The sequence below is a fragment of the Paenibacillus sp. JT22N7 genome (genome assembly GCF_059383875.1).
This window is the reverse complement of sequence record NZ_JBXENY010000002.1, coordinates 663,608-679,687: the sequence shown is the minus strand read 5'-3', so window position 1 is coordinate 679,687 and position 16,080 is coordinate 663,608. Positions and strand designations below refer to the sequence as shown.

Sequence of the window (16,080 nt, the reverse complement as noted above, 5' to 3'; positions counted from 1 at the left end):
AGAGGTTGGATAGGTAGAAAAAAAGCTGTAAAGGGGCCTGCCCTCCCCTCCCGCCATACGCACGCGAGAAAAGAGGACTTGCCCCTGCTTCTATGCTTTTAAATGTTAGTTCAAGCCGAAGTCGCGTGCCAGACCGCCAAGGCCATCTTTATAGCCGCTGCCGACTGCGCTGAATTTCCATTCGCCGCTGTGACGATACAATTCGCCGACAACAACGCCGGTTTCGATCGAGAAATCTTCGCCCAGATCGAATTTGATTAATTCTTCGCTGCTCGCTTCGTTCACAATGCGGATGTACGCATTGGAAACTTGTCCAAAGTTCTGGTTGCGAGTCTCTGCATCGTAGATCGTAATAGCGAAAGCTATTTTTTCTACATCAGCAGGCACAGTTGCCAGTTCTACTTTGATTTGCTCATCGTCTCCGTCGCCTTCTCCTGTACGATTGTCGCCTGTATGTACGACGGAACCGTTCTCATTGGAAGTATTGTTGTAGAATACGAAGTTTTTCTCGCCTTCTACTTTACCCGAAGCTGCCAAAAGAAATACCGATACGTCGAGGTCAAATTGGCCGCCGCCGTCATATTTATTCGTATCCCAGCCTAGACCTACCAAAATTTTGGAAAGTCCTGGGTTTGTTTTCGTCAAGTCTACTTTTTGACCTTTGGATAAGTTAATTGCCATTGTCAAAAACCTCTTTTCATTTTATGGGATTGGGTATTACTTGTATCGCGCCGCCAAAATATCAATATGTGGCGCTTGGGCTCCTTCACCGATAGCGTTGAATTTCCATTCGCCATTGTGACGGTAGAGCTCACCTGTAATCAGAGCGGTCATGCCGGAGTAATTATCCGTCAAATTAAACTTAACCAGCTCTTGCATATTATTCGCATTTAAGACCCGTATATAAGCCGAGCGGATCATGCCGAAATCCTGCTTTCTTGCTTCCGCTTCATAGATGTTGACAACGACTAAAATTTTCTCCACATCGGCTGGCACTTTCGCCAAATCGATACCAATTTGCTCGTCATCGCCATCCCCTTCACCCGTAATGTTGTCACCCGAGTGAATGACCGAGTTGCAGGCACTCTGTTTATTATAGAAGCAGATGAGGCTTTCGCGGCTTGCCAGCTTTCCGCTCGCATTCAGCATTAGAGCCGAAGCGTCACAGTCAATGTTAGCCGCCTGCTTCCGTCCCATTCCGAAGAAGCTTTTCTTCTCTTCCACCGCTGGGTCCCAGCCAAGACCAACCATCAGCTTGGTAAGACCGGAGGTTCCTTTAGTCAAATCAATCTTCTGTCCCTTAACCAGATTAATACTCATGTTCGAGGTCACCTCCTTCCCACATCAGGCGAAGCAGCTTCGTCATCCGTGGCTTTCGTTTTGATTCTACCTTTTCTACGCATGTAGCGCCCAACAAGTTTCAGAGAATTTTGGCGAAACGTATAAAGATTTTATAAAGGGAAGAATGTACTGGATTAACATGTCATTTATTTAGAATAATTGTTTTTCTTTCGCTTCTTTAAGCCATGTCGGAAACTCAACAAGCAAGCTGTCATACAAATCGTCATCGGAAATTTTATCGAGGTTTTTCACCTTGAGGAAATTTGCATTGTCGATATAACGACCATCCAGATTGTCCAGCTCGTCCAAGAAATAGAAACGCTCATTGCCTATGCCGACAAACTGAAAGAAGATCCCAAGTCTTGACAAGCCGCGAATCAGCTCGCGCGTCTCCTCTTTGTCGGAGTTGTCCCCATCTGTGAAAAATAGGACATATACGGGCGGGTCATTTTTAATCTTGGATGCATCAATTTCATATTCCGTCCGGCCGCCCAAGCCGAGAAAACCGCCCTTGCGGGTAAGCTTCAGCGCCCCTGGATAATAAAAATCTGCGATCTGCTTCATGACACCCGCATATTGCGTGCCCATCTCAAGCTTATGCTTGCTCGTAATTTCCCGCTCTACAAATTGATAAAAATTCGCTTGATAAATTTCCCCAATTTCATGATTGCTCAGTCCAAAAGCGAATACATCCGCCGCACCGTTATCATCAAAATTCATCGCAAGCGCAAGCGCGCGCTCCGCTGTTTTTTGAATAATGCCGCTTCTGTACAAATTCGTCATCGAACCGGAAATATCGAACACGGCTGCTACTCGGGCAACCTGCCCATTCAGCCCCCGCTTGGTTAAGGAAATCGTTGCTTTCTTCTTCAAATCAATCAAATTATCTTCCGCTTGCTTCCTTAGATCAATACTCAAAGAGATCCCTCCTTAGCTTGATACTGTTAACTATATCAAATCTAATATAAAATGACAAAAATCCCAAAGTGCATTGCTAGTTTTTTACTTTTTTCGACATAACGCATACCCGCTATCATTACCCATTTTTTGCTTCATTTAATCAGCTCAAGCGAATACTTTGCCCCGCGAATGGCGATACAGCTCTTCGTAGTACCCATGCCGTCTCACCAGCTCTGCATGCGTGCCCTGCTCGGCAATTTCGCCCTTGCGCATCACAATAATGCGATCAGCCTTCATGACGGTAGAAAGGCGGTGTGCGATAATAATCGTCGTCCGTCCTCGCGAGACGATCGCAAGCGCCTGCTCCAGCAGCTGCTCGCTATACGAATCCAGATTCGCCGTCGCTTCGTCAAGAATGAGAATTTTCGGCTGAAATACGATAATCCGGGCAAAGGAAATCAACTGCCGCTCGCCAGCAGACAAGCCGCTTCCCCGCTCGGACAGCCGCGTATTATAGCCATCGCTCATCCGCTTGATAATAGCATCTGCCCCAACTAGGCGGCACGCCTCCATAACCGTTTCCTCATCAATGTCCATATCAAACAGCCTCACATTATCCAGCACGCTGCCAGAATAAAGATAGGGCTCCTGTTGGACGAGGCCGACAATGCGGTGCAGCTGCGCTTGCTCGATATCGCGTACATCCGTGCCGTCGATCCTCACGCCGCCAGAGCGAACATCGTAGAAACGGCAGAGCAGGCTAATCAGCGAGCTTTTGCCTGCCCCTGTCGTGCCGACGATGCCAATTCGCTCCCCTGACCGGATATGCAGCGACAAGCCCTGAATGACAGGCGTCCGATCGCCGTAACCAAATACAACATGATCAAATTCAATATCGCCACGTACTTGCGCTTTCGCAAGCGTACGCGGCTTCGCCTTGTTTTCCACCTCCGGCTTAAGCGCAAATATGCCCCAGATACGGGACACCGCAACCGTTGCCGATTGCAGCGTATTCCACTGCTGCGTAATCGTATTAAGCGGCTGGAAAAACTGGCGAATATACGTAATGAATGCGTAAAGGACGCCGAACTCGATTTGCTTGTTCAGCACCGCCATGCCGCCAAGCCACGTAACGAAAGCAATAGACAGATTACTTAATATATCGAAGGAGCAGCGAAACCATACCTGCGTCTTTACTTCCTTCATATTAGCCCGGAAATAACCTTCATTGCGCTCCGTAAATTCTCGCTGCTGCTCCTTCTCCTGATGAAAAACCTGGATCAGATTCATTCCGGCTAAGTTCTCAGCAGTAAAAGCTATGAGCCGGGAGAGCTGCGTCCGCGCCCGCTGATAGGTCCGGCGCATATAAGAACGGAAACCGATGGCGATGCCCGCAATAATCGGCAGCAGAAGCAAGCAATAAAGCGCCAGCTGTGCGTCCAATTGGAACATCAAAAATATAATGAACACCAGCGTCATGCCATCGCGCAGCACGCTCATCAGCACTTGGCTGAACAGCTGATTCAGCGATTCCGTATCGCTGGAAACGTGGGTAATCAAGCTGCCGCTTGAGGTGCGGTCAAAATAAGACATCGACAGCTTTGAAATGTGCTCGAACAGCTGCTTGCGGACCTTCGCCACAATGCTTTGCCCTGTGTATTGCAGCATATTGTTTTGCAGGTAGGTAAACAGCAGGCTCATAGCTGCTAAGCCCAAATACAAGGCTCCTATACCGATAATGGAGCGATACTCCCCCTTGCCCGCCATCAAATGATCGTCAATAATCACTTTCACTAGATAGGGCTGGAGCAAATCCGCCGCTATAGCAAGCAGCGTACAGAAGAAGATTAGCGTAAAGCTCCATTTATGGGGTTTAGCAAAGGCGGATAACGCCCGAAATGCCGACATATATTTTATATCTGGCTTCGGCTGGTTTGGACCCATTTGCTGATCAGCCCTCTGGTCAGCTTCCCAATTGCGAATGGAATTAGCCATCTGCTTCTCCCTCCTCCTGAATCGCGCACAGCGATGCGTATAAGCCCGGCTTCGCCGACAGCTCGGCATGGGTTCCTTGCTGTGCAATCGTCCCTTCCTTCATGACGATAATTTGATCGGCATGCTTGATCGCACTAATTCTATGGGCTACAATAATCGTCGTTTTCCCTTTGCGCATCCTGCGTACCGTATTCATAATTTCCGTCTCGGTTACAGCATCGACAGCGCTGACACTGTCATCCAAAATCATAAGCGGCGCCTGCTTAATGAAGCCTCTCGCAAGACTCGTTCGCTGGCGCTGCCCGCCGGACAGCGTCACCCCGCGTTCCCCAAGCTTCGTCTCGAACTGCTCGGGAAATGCCATAATATTTTCAAATATTTGCGCCTGCCTTGCCGATTCCTCAACAGCGTCCATTTCACGCCCCCGATCCGAAAAAGCAATATTATCGCGAATGGAGGTGCTGAATAAAAAGCCATCCTGCGGCACGTAGCCAATTTGGCTGCGCAGGCTCTCAAGCGTAATGTCGCGAATATCCGTCCCATCAAAACGAATGGTGCCCATCGGCGCTTCATATGTGCGCAGCAGCAGCTTCATAAGTGTCGTCTTGCCGCTGCCGGTCGCTCCCACGATGCCAATCGTCATGCCTGGCCGAATGTCCAGCTGAATATCGCGCAGTGCCGCTTCGCGAGCCCCCGGATAAGTAAAAGACAGTCCCGCAACATGAATGCTCTTGCCATGCAAATCAAGCGATGCAGCCGCCTTGCTTTCCTGAATATCCGGCGTTTCTGACAGCAGCTCGTTCAGCCGCTCCAATGAGGCCCGCGAACGCTGCATCGTATTAATCACAGTGCCGATTTGCTGAAGCGGATTCATGAGCATCCGTATGTAAAGCGTCAATGCTACAAAATGCCCCAGCGACAGCTCGCCATTCACCGTTAAGTAGCCGCCTAACGAAATGGCTATAATTAAAGACAAAGCGCCGAGAAAGGGGATAATCGCCTGAAAAATCGAAGATACCCGGACCAGACGAAGCTGGTTGTCCTTGATTTGATCTACGGTTGTGAAAAACCGCTCATTCATTACCGATTCAACAGCAAACTTCTTCGTGACGCGTATGCCCCCGAACTGCTCCTCCGCTGACTCGGTCATCGTAGCGAGCGAGGCCTGCACTTTTTTGGAGCGCTGCATAATAACTGGCCCGAATCTCGTTACGATGAACGGGATCAGCAGCAGCGGCACGATGGACGAGGCTAGCAAGAACAGCGGAATGCCGCTGTAAAGCATCATTGTCACGACGGCGAAAAACAGCGTCACCGCACTGGCCGTCTGATTGACGCCCATCGAGATCGACTCCCTCACTCCAGTGACGTCATTGACGACATAGCTCAGCAGCTTGCCGACGCCATTTTTCGAATAAAAACGTTCGCTAAGTCCGGTAAAATGCACAAACAGCTTGCCGCGTGTCAATCGCTCAAAACGTCTGCCAATGTACATAATGAGAAATTGCGCCACACAAGCCAGCACAACATAGCTCGCGCCAATGGCGAGCAGCAGCAGGCTGTAGTTTTGAATAAGCCCGCTCGATAAACCGTTATTTTGCAGCGCATCCGTAAACCTTCCCAGCACCTGCGGGAAGAACACCTGAATGATACTGGATGCGACATGCAGCAGAACGGCAACTGCATACAAAGGCCAGCTTTGTCTTAGAAAATCGACTAAAATCCGCCCTTTTTTCATTCTGCACATCACTCCTTTGCCGGCTAACTATTTACTGCTATAGTATCCATTGTAACAGTTTATTCCCCTTTTGGGTCGAAAATGACGAAAAGACGGCTCGCTTGAGCCGCCTTCGCTCTGCGCTCAGCCTCTGCCTGCCGCCTACAGCAGCCCTTTGCGATACAGCACAGTCAGCACGCGATAAAAGTCCAGCGATCCGCCTTCCGGCGTGTCGATGACTCCAGCTGCTGCCGCAGCCGCAACCGCTGCTTTCGCCCATGCTGGCACCGCCATGCTGTGCTTTGCTTCTAACTCGGTTACCCGCTTCACCAGCGCATCAAACTGCTGGCGCTCCGCATCTGTCATGGGCTCCCCCTCCTCTTCCGGCTTATCCGGTTCTGGTTCTGGTTTTGGCTCTACTGGATCGCCCAGCAGCGCTTTAATTTGCTGCAAAAAGCTTTCCCAACCGCCCGGCCGGCTCCGAAACGTATGCGGACAGTTTTTGCCGCTCCAGTGGTTATGCTGGACGACTGCCGTAATCGGCAGTCCGAGCTGGCGCAGCAATCCGGCAATGAGTGCCGCTGCATTCGCCTCCGCCTTGCTGCGGATGCCATCGGCATTTTCACAAATTTCGATGCCGATTGAGCTGCGGTTGCCCAGCCCATTGCCATCGCCTGCATGCCAGCCATGCTCGGCCACTGGCAAATGCTGCACGACCCTCGTATCATCCACCGTAAAATGCCAGGACACGGGCAAAGCTGCGGCGGCACTGCCTTTTAAATATTTGGCATGCGAAAGCGCATCCGCTCCCTTCGAGCTGTTCGCTGTATCATGTACCGTCACATATTTCGGCCCTTGAATGGCGATGCCGGGACGATTGTTCCTGCCCGCTGGAATAAAATCCTGTATCCTTTCAGCCATCGTTCACCCTCCCTTCGGGTGCAAGCATCATTCGCTCGCTCCTATTAGGAAGTGCAGCAGCACCACAATTGGTTTGTACACCTGCCTGAGGGCGGCAAAAAAAGGCGGGGAGAAGAGTGCTGCTCTTCCCCGCCTCGTTATTCAGCCACAAGCTGGCTCTTTATTTGCCAAGCAATATTTTCGCATATGGCGAGTCGATTGGCAGCATGATGACCGGCTCATTTTTGAGCGTCGTCACATAGCTGTCCAGCGTCCGGTAGAAATTATAGAACGCCGGGTCCTGCCCGTATGCTTTATTATAGATTTTCGCCGCCTGCTGCTCACCCTCGGCAATGATTTTTTTCGCGTCAGCCTGTGCTTGCGACATCAGCTCGCTTGCGGTACGGTCGGCCTTCGCCGTAATTTTGCGCGACTCCTCATCGCCCTCGGACAAATAACGCGCCGCGATGGATTGACGGTCGGAAATCATCCGATTGTACACGCTTTGCTTATTGCCTTCAGGCAAATCCGTACGCTTAATACGCACATCGATTACCTCAACGCCATAATCGTCACGCTTCAGCGCCTCGGCTACGTCGCGCGTAATCTCATCATTAATATTGCCGCGCTCCGTCTGCTCGCTAATAATATTATCGTAATTCACCTCAGACAGCTTGCGTCGCACCGAATTGTACACCGCTTCATCAATACGCTGGACACCAGCGCTTACCGTCTGTGCCGTTTTCAAAAACTGCTCCGGATTCGTAATGCGCCAAACGGTATAATTGTCCACGATGATCGGCTTCTTATCCTTCGTCAAAATCGACGTTGGATTGCTCTCGTACGTCATCTGGTATTTCGGCAATGGCGATACATTTTCGATAAATGGAATTTTCAGCTTGAGGCCCGGCGTTTCAGCAACCCGTACCGCTTCACCAAACTTCAGCACGACTTTGTATTCGCCTTCCTTTACGATGTACATCGAGCCTGCTCCAAGAATGACGACGAGCACAATGGCGACTAGCAAAATCAATTGGTTTTTCTTCATGGCGTTACGCCCCCTTCCGCCTGCGGAGCAGGGGTTTGCGAATTGCCGGTGCTGCTCGAAGCGCTTTTGCTGCGCAGCAGTTCATTCAGCGGCAAGTAGTTCACCGTATCTCCATTGCTGTTTGTAATGAAAATTTGCGCATTCGGCAATATTTTTTCCAGCGTTTCAAGGATGAGACGGCTTTGCGTAACGTCAGGATTATTTTTATATTCGGCAAAAATCGCATTGAACTTCGCGACGTCACCCTCGGCGTTCAAAATCCGCGACTTTTTCTCTGCCTCGGCATTTTCGAGCAGCGCCTGTGCTTCGCCGCGCGCCTTCGGAATGCGATCGTTTTCATATTTTGCCGCGTTGTTGATCTTTGTATTTTTCTCCTCGCGGGCATTCGTGACTTCGCGGAACGCTTCCTCTACCTGGCCGCTCGGCGGCTCAATATCCTGGAACTTAATGTCCATAATTTGAATGCCGGTTTGATATTTCGTCTGCAGCTCCAGCAGCTTCTCCCGCACCTTATCCTGAATAACGGTTTTCCCGTCCGTAATCGCATAATCGAGCTTCTCGGAACCGATAACCGAACGAATGGAGGAGCTTGCCGCATTGCGCAGGAAACGCTCCGGATCATCAATATTGTACAAATAATCATGCAAATTGCTTATTTTCCACTGGACGACGGCGTCGGCCGATACGATGTTTTCATCCCCGGTAATCATAAGCGCTTCGTCGTCAACGGGAGTCACGCTATCGCCATTTTGGCGGTACCCGATATGAATGCGCTGCACCAGCTCAGCTGGCACCGTAACAACTTGCTGAATCGGATATGGAAACTTAAAATGCAGCCCCGCCGTCGATTCCCCCGTATACTGTCCAAATGTCAAAATCGCCGCCCGCTCCTGCTCCTGCACCGTATAAAAAGATGAAAATCCGAGCGTAACGGCTACGATGCCGATGGCTGCTCCGATGATCGCCTTTTTTACCGTTTTTGGATTAAGCGGCTTCTGGCTTCCTTGCGGTCTGTTTATTTCAGTGTTCAATTAAACCTCTCCCTTCTATTTATATGAACAAAATGAGAACAAACCTAATCTGTTCATACGTGAAGGGAGCCTATTAGGTGACAGTTTTTTCCCAGCGATTATAAATCCGCACGACGATGATCTTCACAAGCAAATAAACCGGGATCGCAACCATGATGCCGATGATGCCGCCGAGCGCCCCTGAGACGAGAATAAGCAGCAGCGTTGTAATGGGATGAACGTCCAGCTTTCGCCCATAAATATACGGGGACAAAATGTTGCCTTCAATCTGCTGGGCCAGCATAATGACGACGACAACCCAAATGACCGACGAAGGCTCATCGATAAACGCCACGATCACACAAGGGATAAGCCCCAAAATTTGCCCAATATACGGAACCATATTCATGAAAGCAATGAGGAGCGCGAGCACAAGCGGATACGGCACGCCGATTAGAAGGAAGCCAACGAGCACCATTCCGCCAAGCAGCAGGCAAAGCGTAACCCGGCCGACAATAAAGCCGCTCAACGCTTTGTCCATCTCCTGAAGCGTCTCTTTCAAACCGTTTTTATATCGCCCAGGGACCCGATCCAGCAGCTTATGGACCGCGGCCCGGTCATCCATCAGCATGTAATAAAGCAGCAGTGGCGCCGTAGATACGACAATTATAAAATTGGAGAGCACAGAAAAGGCATTTTTCATATAGTCGGTTGCCGATGCAATGCTTTTCGTTAAATAGGGCCCCGCTTTATCCATTAAATTAAAGCCAGCAAAATCAAATTTCGACAGATCAATCCCGAACAAGATTTGATTTTTCTGAAGCTGGTCCAGCTGCCTTCGAAAATCATCCGCCAGCTTTGGCAGCTGCTCAAGCAAACCCGTCAGCTGGCGCTGCAATATCGGCCATACGACGATGCCGAGCAGCGTAATGAGCGCAGCCGCGAGCACATATAGGAGCAAAATGCATAGCGGCTTCGGCAGCTTCCAGCGATGCAGGCGTGCGACCAATGGGCGGAGCAAATAATACAAAAATACCGACAGCACGATCGGTACAAAGATGATTTTCAGCGCTAGCATAATCGGGTCAAAAAAGGCGGAGTTGCGCGCAAACAAATACAAAATAAGCAGCACCAATACGATGCTGACAAAAATTTGATTCAATCGGGTTAAACGCATAATAAAGCTTCCCCTCTGTCGCTTAGTCGTGCCTATCATCTATGCTTACCCATTCCCCTGCTCCTGAAACCAAATGACAAGCTTGGCTTGCGCGTTCGGTAAATAGACCGTCTATCGAAAAAGCCGCATTTTTCGCGGCTAAAACAACATGTGAGGTAATGATTATTGCTGGAATCGCTTTCATTCCTTACGATGTGTCCAAGGAGGTTAATTGGAATAAAATACAATTTAAGCGATTACAAAGGAGGAAATTAATGTAATGTCCACTACTATGCTATTTAAGAAAAAGGGGATCAAACCACTCGCCTTCCTGCTCTGCTTCTGTCTCGCGCTTCCTTTTACATCCATGCTCGGTAAGGTTCAGGCGGCTACGCTTTACAGCGCTGATTTTGAAACGGGCACAGCATCCGGCTGGACGTCGACAAGCGGTACATGGTCGGTCGTACAGGATAGCGGCTCCTACACCTATGCCCAAACAAGCTCCGAAGAGGGCCGCACTTCCGCAGGAAATCAGGCCTGGACGGATTACAGCGTTGAAGCCAAAGTGAAAATTGATAATTTTAATGGAACAAACCGTACTTATGTAGCCGGACGCTACCAGGATGGCAATAATTTTTATGCGGCATCGCTTTATAACAGCGGCAGCGGCAAGCTTGAACTGCGCAAAAAAGTAAGCGGTTCCACAACTACTCTTGCAACCGTCGATTATCCCATTGCTGCCGGTACATGGTATACGGTTAAACTCACGATGTCTGGTTCAGCAATCACCATGCATGTGAATGGCACGCAGGTGCTGACGGCTACTGACTCCAGTTTGACCTCAGGTGCTGTTGGTCTCGTCAGCTTTAAGACGGCTGCTAAATTCGACAATGTCATCGTGTCGGATTCGGCATCGACGCCAACACCGACAGCAACTCCAACTCCAACGCCAACACCAACAGCTACAGCAACTCCGACACCTACAGCTACACCAGCACCATCCGCTACACCAACGCCAGCTACGGGCGATCTATTCGTAGCAGCGAATGGCTCTGCTAGCAACAGCGGCACGATCAGCAGCCCGCTTACGCTTGCAGCAGCACTTACGCAAATTCAACCGGGCAAAACGATCTATATGCGCGGCGGCACCTACGCTTTTTCCGAAACGGTAACAATTGAGCGCACGAATAGCGGAAGCTCTGTTAGTGCACGCAAAGGACTTGTCGCTTATGGCAGCGAGAAGCCTGTGCTGGACTTTTCCGCACAAGCTTTTGCCTCTACGAACCGCGGTCTGCAAATTAACGGCCATTACTGGTTTGTGAAAGGACTTGAAGTGAAGGGTGCTGGCGATAACGGCATCTATATTGGCGGCAATTACAACCGCATTGAAAATGTAGAAACCCATCATAACCGCGATACGGGTCTGCAGCTTGGACGATATGTATCCACGGCCGGCTACAGCGAATGGCCAGCTTACAATGAAATTATTAATTCTTACTCCCATGACAACTACGATCCGGATAATGGCGAAGATGCAGACGGCTTTGCCGCGAAGCTGACTGTTGGTCCGGGCAATGTTTTCGACGGCTGTATTGCGGCGTATAACGTTGATGATGGCTGGGATCTGTTTGCAAAAACCGAAACCGGAGCCATTGGCGCTGTAACGATTCGCAACAGCATCGCCTATCAAAATGGCCAAACGTCCGACGGTACATCGACAACTGACAGCGATGGCAATGGCTTCAAGCTGGGCGGCGAAAAAATTGCTGTAAATCACATTGTAGAAAACAGCATCGCTTTCCAAAACAAAAAGCATGGCTTCACCTATAACAGCAACCCAGGCTCCATTTCCATGAAAAACAATACTTCGTGGAGCAATGGACAAAGCAATTTCGCTTTTGATTTAGGCACACACACCTTCACCAACAACTTGAGCTTCAGCGGCAGTTCTAGCGATAAAACTAGCGGCACTGACGTTTCCAATACCAATGTTTGGTGGAAAAGCAATGCAAGCGTGAACGGCAAAGGTCTGCTCGCAAGCGCTGCTGACTTCGTGAGCTTGACCCCAACCGTTACCCGAAATGCAGACGGATCGCCGAATCTTGGCAACTTCCTCAAGCTGGCCACTGGCAGCGATTTAATCGGCTCCGGCACGCCGTCTGGTACAAATATCGGTGCCCGCTAGACATAAATAAGAGCAGGAATTTACGGCCGCCCCTTGCCTGAATGCTTCAAAACCGCTACCATGGTAAGGGTGCATAAGCGAATGCTGCCCCTTGTGGCTCCTTATGTGCGATTAACTTTTTGCCTAAGGAGACTTAACATGTTAAAGCCAGGAAGAAATGATGTATGCCACTGCGGCAGCGGCCGTAAATATAAAAAATGCTGTATCGAGCTTGATCGCGAGGAAGAGCGCCGCTTGGCGGCGGCGCAAGCTTCCGGGGGGTTGCAATCGTACGCGGATATCGAGCGCCTGCTGGATCAAGAGCTCGTGTGGGAAGCACCGTCCTATGGAGAGCTTGCCCGTGAGCTGGCTGGACAAATGAAGGACGGCTACACGCCTGCCCAAATTAGCCTTGCTCTGTTTATGTGGAAAGAGTATACGGATGCGAATAAACCTTCCTTCCGTAAATCCGGCGTTTACTGCGCGGCTTTGGAATATTTGATTTGCGAAATTCAAAGCATTCCAAGCTCGAAAGCCGAGCTTGCCGAGAAGTACAGCGTATCCGTATCTACTCTATCGAAAAAATGCACCGAGCTGACCAGCTTCTTTATGGAGCAATATGCAGAGCTGCAAGCGGAGCAGCCTGAAGCTGCAGCCGCTGGCGATGCTGAGCGCGCGGAGCAGGCGCAGCAGGAAGAGCTTGTGAAGGCTTAAGCAAGGGCCCCCGGATTTCGGCTTAAGCAGCCAGCTGTTTCACTTCTAGCTACGGATCGTCTATTGCAGCAAAAGAGCCCGCCGCCTTCACATGAAAGTGAAAGCAGCAGGCTCTTTTCGTTTGTTTTTTTCCTGTGCATAGCTCTAGTTAATTGCTAGCGTTATTTGATGCTATTGCAGCCACACCTTGGTCTCGCCACCGTCGCTCGAGTATTCAATATACTCCGGGAACGCTTCTATAATAATGTATTCCGGATCGTGAGGTCCATCAAACCACTGCTTAAAGTTTTCATTCCATAGCTTCTCACGCAGCTTGTCGTCCGCACATAACTCGGCACGAGCCTGAATTTGAACAATATCGGTAGATGGCTTGCCATCGTATCCGACAAGAATGTGAACATTCGGGTTAGCCCGCAGCTCATCAACCTTGCTCGTATCGCGATTTGTCGCCAAATATAAGTTAAGTCCATCATGGAAAAGTGCCATATAACGCACCATCGGCTTATCGCCATTTACGGTAGCAAACGAGCAAACATGGTTCGCTTGCAGCACATCAATAATTTCCTGCTCCAATTGTTTTGTTGTATTCGGCATCGGTATCTCTCCTTTAAAGGTTCATCTTTTGCCAGACTTTCTGGCATCGCGCTTGCCATAGATTACCCCTTTTGCCGTTTTTTTAATCGGAGCTCTGTTTTGGCATGGCACCGTTAGATAAGCTGCTTTTCTTTAGCCTCCAACCAGCGCCAGCCGTATAGCAAACGTGCAGAAAACGTACATCAATCGTAAAGCAGACGCATGAATACGCCTGCTTGTTTTTAATCAAGAATATTTATGTTTTACTATTATTTATATTTCAACGACATCATTTGCCGTGAAGCGGTAAGGCTTCTTGGAATGCCGATTCGCATAGGAAGAAGCGACAATTGCTTCCGGTTTCAGACGAGCTTTCATCCCCATAGCTTCCACACGCAGTACCATTTCCGCCACATAGGCAGCTGTCTTGCTGACAGCCGGATCGGTTCCGGCATCGACGTCAATATACGCTTCAAAGGACGCGCCCTTGTAAACAAAAGGAAGCACAATATCCTCCATTTGCGCCCTGCGTTCGCCACCGAAAAACAGCGCTACCTCCTCGCTATATGACGTCTCCAGCGACAGCTTCTCCTTAATGGATTTCAGTTCCCGCGGAATGACGACCTGCCGATAGCAGGCCCATGCCCCTTTGCCCTCACGCTGGATAACGACGCCGGTAATCATCGTCGTATGTCCTGCATGCACCTGGCAGTCGGTACCGATCATGAAATTGTAATTTGCATGTGGATCAAGCGACATAAAACGGACAATGCGATCATGCACCTGCTCCAGATTTAGGCGTCTTTCCGATACATTGTGAAACTCCATGTCGTGAATCAATTGAAGATGTTTTCTTATTTTCATCATCGTCACCTGTAAAGCAATTAGGCTTCTTCCCTTCTTTAGTTGGATTAGTGTGCTTCAAGGGACTCGAACCCTTAGTTGTCCAATGAACAGCGGATTTTAAGTCCGCCGCGTCTGCCAATTCCGCCAGAAGCACAAAGTGATGGTGACGCATGGGGGATTCGAACCCGCCGTATCCACGAGTGAAAGTCGTGTGGCTTAGCCGCTTGCCGAATGCGCCTTAATTAAATAATCGCTTTTTAAAACAAGGGGCGCGGGTATCGAACCCGCCTCATTCGGATTTGGACTCCGAATCGCCTGCCTTGGACATGTCCCCCTCTATCGAATTGGCTGCCCCTCTTGGAATCGAACCAAGACGCACGGTGTCAAAGACCGTTGCCCTACCGTTAGGCGAAGGGGCATTATTGGGGAGATTAACCGGACTCGAACCGGTACTTATCAGGACCACAACCTGACGTGTTTGCCTTTTCACCATAATCTCCATGGTGACGCATGGGGGATTCGAACCCGCCGCATCCACGAGTGAAAGTCGTGTGGCTTAGCCGCTTGCCGAATGCGCCTTAATTAAATTACTACTGAATCAAACCAAAAAAGGAACGTTTGTTCTTGTTTTTGCAATAAAAAAACTACTTTCTCCCTCTCGGCTCCGCCTTGCCTCCTCGACTTCAGCCTACTTCAGCTAAGTTACGAGAAAACACAAACGGACCACTCACCAAGGGTGCAAGTAGTCTTCACGTATACAGATAATGAATCATCGGAATTATTCTACCCCGTGCTTCAAGATCAGGCTGCCGCTTCTCCCCCTTTGTTCAGGATGGAGCAGTCCGGCTGCGATACGCAAAAACAACGAATATTCGGTTCGATGCAGGCAACATGTAGGTTTTCATTCATCTCTTCTAAAGCTGGATGCTGCTGTTCATCCGCCTGATGCTTAACTGTTCCGCTCTGCACTTGCTCATACTGATGTAAATCAAGCTCCGCTTGCCAATTCATAAGCTGTTCTGCTGTGTTTTTCATTTCCTGCACCTTCCTTTCCTCTTCGTTATTGGTCTCGCCATGGAATCGGCTTACCGATCACGCATTTCACTTCAATGCTTTAACGCTTTAATTCATGTTCGACTTGATGCTTCTCATACTAGCATATCGACTTTTAACAAGTCAACCCTTTTTATTTCAAAAAATGAAAATAGTTTATATTATTGATTTTATTACCTTATATTCATGAATGACACACGGAAAATCGAATCATTTTTCGTTAATGAATGATTTTCTCCATCTGAAATATTCCTTTAGCAAATAAAAAAAAGGACTACTGCTCAGCGGCAGTAGTCCTTCATCTCCCCTTCAATAGCCTACCCATCCAGGGGCTCAGGCGAATACCTGGTTCCCTTCCGGTTGGCGTCGAAAGCATATAGGAGAAAGGCTGCTGCACGGGCTGTTCGCATTTTCGGCCTGCACAAAAAGATGGCTGCTCTGTTCAGAGCCCCACGGTTGTTCAAGCTTGCTATCATGATTGAATAATAAAATGGTTAACATGTGCCGTGCACTTCCTTTCCTTCGATTGATTATGTTAAATGGATTAAGTTAATATGGAGTCAACAACATCCGTTAATATTGCATTTAATCCTCGTCAATTGTTTCCCATCTTATAGCAAATAATCCTATGCTGTCAACAGTAAATATTTATTCGACTGTAGA

General features: G+C 49.2%; 13 protein-coding genes, 6 tRNA genes and 2 pseudogenes. 3 read left to right on the top strand and 18 right to left on the bottom strand.

The window, feature by feature from the left end; all coding sequences use genetic code 11:
• Nucleotides 1–105: 105 nt before the first annotated feature.
• The 9 genes from AC50Y5_RS07740 to AC50Y5_RS07700 form a co-directional block, all read right to left on the bottom strand.
• Entirely contained in the window at nucleotides 106–681 is a 576-nt protein-coding gene (locus AC50Y5_RS07740) for a TerD family protein (protein WP_056034038.1), read from the bottom strand.
• Between the two features lie 36 nt (nucleotides 682–717).
• Nucleotides 718–1,320 carry a TerD family protein gene (locus tag AC50Y5_RS07735; protein WP_056034039.1) on the bottom strand — a complete coding sequence of 201 codons (603 nt, stop codon included), beginning with the start codon at nucleotides 1,318–1,320 and terminating at the stop codon, nucleotides 718–720.
• A gap of 171 nt (nucleotides 1,321–1,491) precedes the next feature.
• Nucleotides 1,492–2,259 (bottom strand): VWA domain-containing protein, encoded by a 768-nt coding sequence (locus AC50Y5_RS07730; protein ID WP_056034043.1) that lies wholly within the window; start codon nucleotides 2,257–2,259, stop codon nucleotides 1,492–1,494.
• A gap of 147 nt (nucleotides 2,260–2,406) precedes the next feature.
• A complete protein-coding gene (locus AC50Y5_RS07725) occupies nucleotides 2,407–4,236 on the bottom strand; it encodes an ABC transporter ATP-binding protein (RefSeq protein ID WP_494859580.1) in 1,830 nt (609 codons plus the stop codon).
• The gene (locus AC50Y5_RS07720; protein ID WP_494859578.1) at nucleotides 4,229–5,974 is read right to left on the bottom strand and encodes an ABC transporter ATP-binding protein; all 1,746 of its coding nucleotides are present in this window, start codon (nucleotides 5,972–5,974) and stop codon (nucleotides 4,229–4,231) included. Before AC50Y5_RS07720 ends, AC50Y5_RS07725 begins: the two co-directional genes overlap by 8 nt.
• 141 nt (nucleotides 5,975–6,115) lie before the next feature.
• Nucleotides 6,116–6,874, bottom strand: coding sequence for a peptidoglycan recognition protein family protein (locus AC50Y5_RS07715; RefSeq protein WP_494859576.1), 759 nt, complete (start codon nucleotides 6,872–6,874; stop codon nucleotides 6,116–6,118).
• A 160-nt stretch (nucleotides 6,875–7,034) separates the two neighbouring features.
• The gene (gene hflC, locus AC50Y5_RS07710; protein ID WP_056034052.1) at nucleotides 7,035–7,901 is read right to left on the bottom strand and encodes a protease modulator HflC; all 867 of its coding nucleotides are present in this window, start codon (nucleotides 7,899–7,901) and stop codon (nucleotides 7,035–7,037) included.
• The gene (gene hflK / locus AC50Y5_RS07705) at nucleotides 7,898–8,932 is read right to left on the bottom strand and encodes an FtsH protease activity modulator HflK (RefSeq protein ID WP_063892544.1); all 1,035 of its coding nucleotides are present in this window, start codon (nucleotides 8,930–8,932) and stop codon (nucleotides 7,898–7,900) included. Before hflK ends, hflC begins: the two co-directional genes overlap by 4 nt.
• Before the next feature lie 73 nt (nucleotides 8,933–9,005).
• The gene (locus AC50Y5_RS07700; RefSeq protein WP_056034056.1) at nucleotides 9,006–10,088 is read right to left on the bottom strand and encodes an AI-2E family transporter; all 1,083 of its coding nucleotides are present in this window, start codon (nucleotides 10,086–10,088) and stop codon (nucleotides 9,006–9,008) included.
• A gap of 259 nt (nucleotides 10,089–10,347) precedes the next feature.
• Here AC50Y5_RS07700 and AC50Y5_RS07695 point away from each other — a divergent pair.
• The 3 genes and pseudogenes from AC50Y5_RS07695 to AC50Y5_RS07685 all read left to right on the top strand — a co-directional run.
• Nucleotides 10,348–10,959: pseudogene (locus tag AC50Y5_RS07695) on the top strand (LamG-like jellyroll fold domain-containing protein); the annotation flags it as partial.
• A gap of 120 nt (nucleotides 10,960–11,079) precedes the next feature.
• Nucleotides 11,080–12,252 (top strand): annotated as a pseudogene (locus tag AC50Y5_RS07690) (right-handed parallel beta-helix repeat-containing protein); the annotation flags it as partial.
• Between the two features lie 138 nt (nucleotides 12,253–12,390).
• Entirely contained in the window at nucleotides 12,391–12,945 is a 555-nt protein-coding gene (locus tag AC50Y5_RS07685) for an SEC-C metal-binding domain-containing protein (protein ID WP_056034060.1), read from the top strand.
• A 171-nt stretch (nucleotides 12,946–13,116) separates the two neighbouring features.
• Here the strand turns inward: AC50Y5_RS07685 and AC50Y5_RS07680 are convergent, their stop codons facing one another.
• The 9 genes from AC50Y5_RS07680 to AC50Y5_RS07640 all read right to left on the bottom strand — a co-directional run bounded on the left by AC50Y5_RS07680 (nucleotide 13,117) and on the right by AC50Y5_RS07640 (nucleotide 15,399).
• Complete coding sequence (locus AC50Y5_RS07680) at nucleotides 13,117–13,539, bottom strand: pyridoxamine 5'-phosphate oxidase family protein (protein ID WP_056034063.1); 423 nt, start codon at nucleotides 13,537–13,539, stop codon at nucleotides 13,117–13,119.
• Between the two features lie 252 nt (nucleotides 13,540–13,791).
• Nucleotides 13,792–14,385, bottom strand: a complete 594-nt coding sequence (locus tag AC50Y5_RS07675) for a ribonuclease H-like YkuK family protein (RefSeq protein WP_155973055.1) — start codon at nucleotides 14,383–14,385, stop codon at nucleotides 13,792–13,794.
• 48 nt (nucleotides 14,386–14,433) lie between these two features.
• A tRNA-Leu gene (locus tag AC50Y5_RS07670) sits at nucleotides 14,434–14,518 on the bottom strand.
• A gap of 7 nt (nucleotides 14,519–14,525) precedes the next feature.
• Nucleotides 14,526–14,602 (bottom strand) — tRNA-Glu (locus AC50Y5_RS07665).
• A gap of 25 nt (nucleotides 14,603–14,627) precedes the next feature.
• Nucleotides 14,628–14,700: transfer RNA gene (locus AC50Y5_RS07660), tRNA-Trp, on the bottom strand.
• 9 nt (nucleotides 14,701–14,709) lie between these two features.
• Nucleotides 14,710–14,783, bottom strand: a tRNA-Gln gene (locus AC50Y5_RS07655).
• Nucleotides 14,784–14,787: 4 nt separating this feature from the next.
• Nucleotides 14,788–14,863 (bottom strand) — tRNA-His (locus AC50Y5_RS07650).
• Between the two features lie 2 nt (nucleotides 14,864–14,865).
• A tRNA-Glu gene (locus tag AC50Y5_RS07645) sits at nucleotides 14,866–14,942 on the bottom strand.
• A gap of 223 nt (nucleotides 14,943–15,165) precedes the next feature.
• Nucleotides 15,166–15,399, bottom strand: coding sequence for a hypothetical protein (locus AC50Y5_RS07640; RefSeq protein WP_155973058.1), 234 nt, complete (start codon nucleotides 15,397–15,399; stop codon nucleotides 15,166–15,168).
• Nucleotides 15,400–16,080 lie beyond the last annotated feature (681 nt).

Coding starts and splice junctions, on each gene's coding strand:
- AC50Y5_RS07740 (WP_056034038.1), bottom strand. CDS start 681: ATGGCAATTAACTTATCCAAAGGTCAAAAAGTAGACTTGACGAAAACA.
- AC50Y5_RS07735 (WP_056034039.1), bottom strand. CDS start 1,320: ATGAGTATTAATCTGGTTAAGGGACAGAAGATTGATTTGACTAAAGGA.
- AC50Y5_RS07725 (WP_494859580.1), bottom strand. CDS start 4,236: ATGGCTAATTCCATTCGCAATTGGGAAGCTGACCAGAGGGCTGATCAG.
- AC50Y5_RS07720 (WP_494859578.1), bottom strand. CDS start 5,974: ATGAAAAAAGGGCGGATTTTAGTCGATTTTCTAAGACAAAGCTGGCCT.
- AC50Y5_RS07715 (WP_494859576.1), bottom strand. CDS start 6,874: ATGGCTGAAAGGATACAGGATTTTATTCCAGCGGGCAGGAACAATCGT.
- hflC (WP_056034052.1), bottom strand. CDS start 7,901: ATGAAGAAAAACCAATTGATTTTGCTAGTCGCCATTGTGCTCGTCGTC.
- AC50Y5_RS07700 (WP_056034056.1), bottom strand. CDS start 10,088: ATGCGTTTAACCCGATTGAATCAAATTTTTGTCAGCATCGTATTGGTG.
- AC50Y5_RS07685 (WP_056034060.1), top strand. CDS start 12,391: ATGTTAAAGCCAGGAAGAAATGATGTATGCCACTGCGGCAGCGGCCGT.
- AC50Y5_RS07680 (WP_056034063.1), bottom strand. CDS start 13,539: ATGCCGAATACAACAAAACAATTGGAGCAGGAAATTATTGATGTGCTG.
- AC50Y5_RS07675 (WP_155973055.1), bottom strand. CDS start 14,385: ATGATGAAAATAAGAAAACATCTTCAATTGATTCACGACATGGAGTTT.
- AC50Y5_RS07640 (WP_155973058.1), bottom strand. CDS start 15,399: ATGAAAAACACAGCAGAACAGCTTATGAATTGGCAAGCGGAGCTTGAT.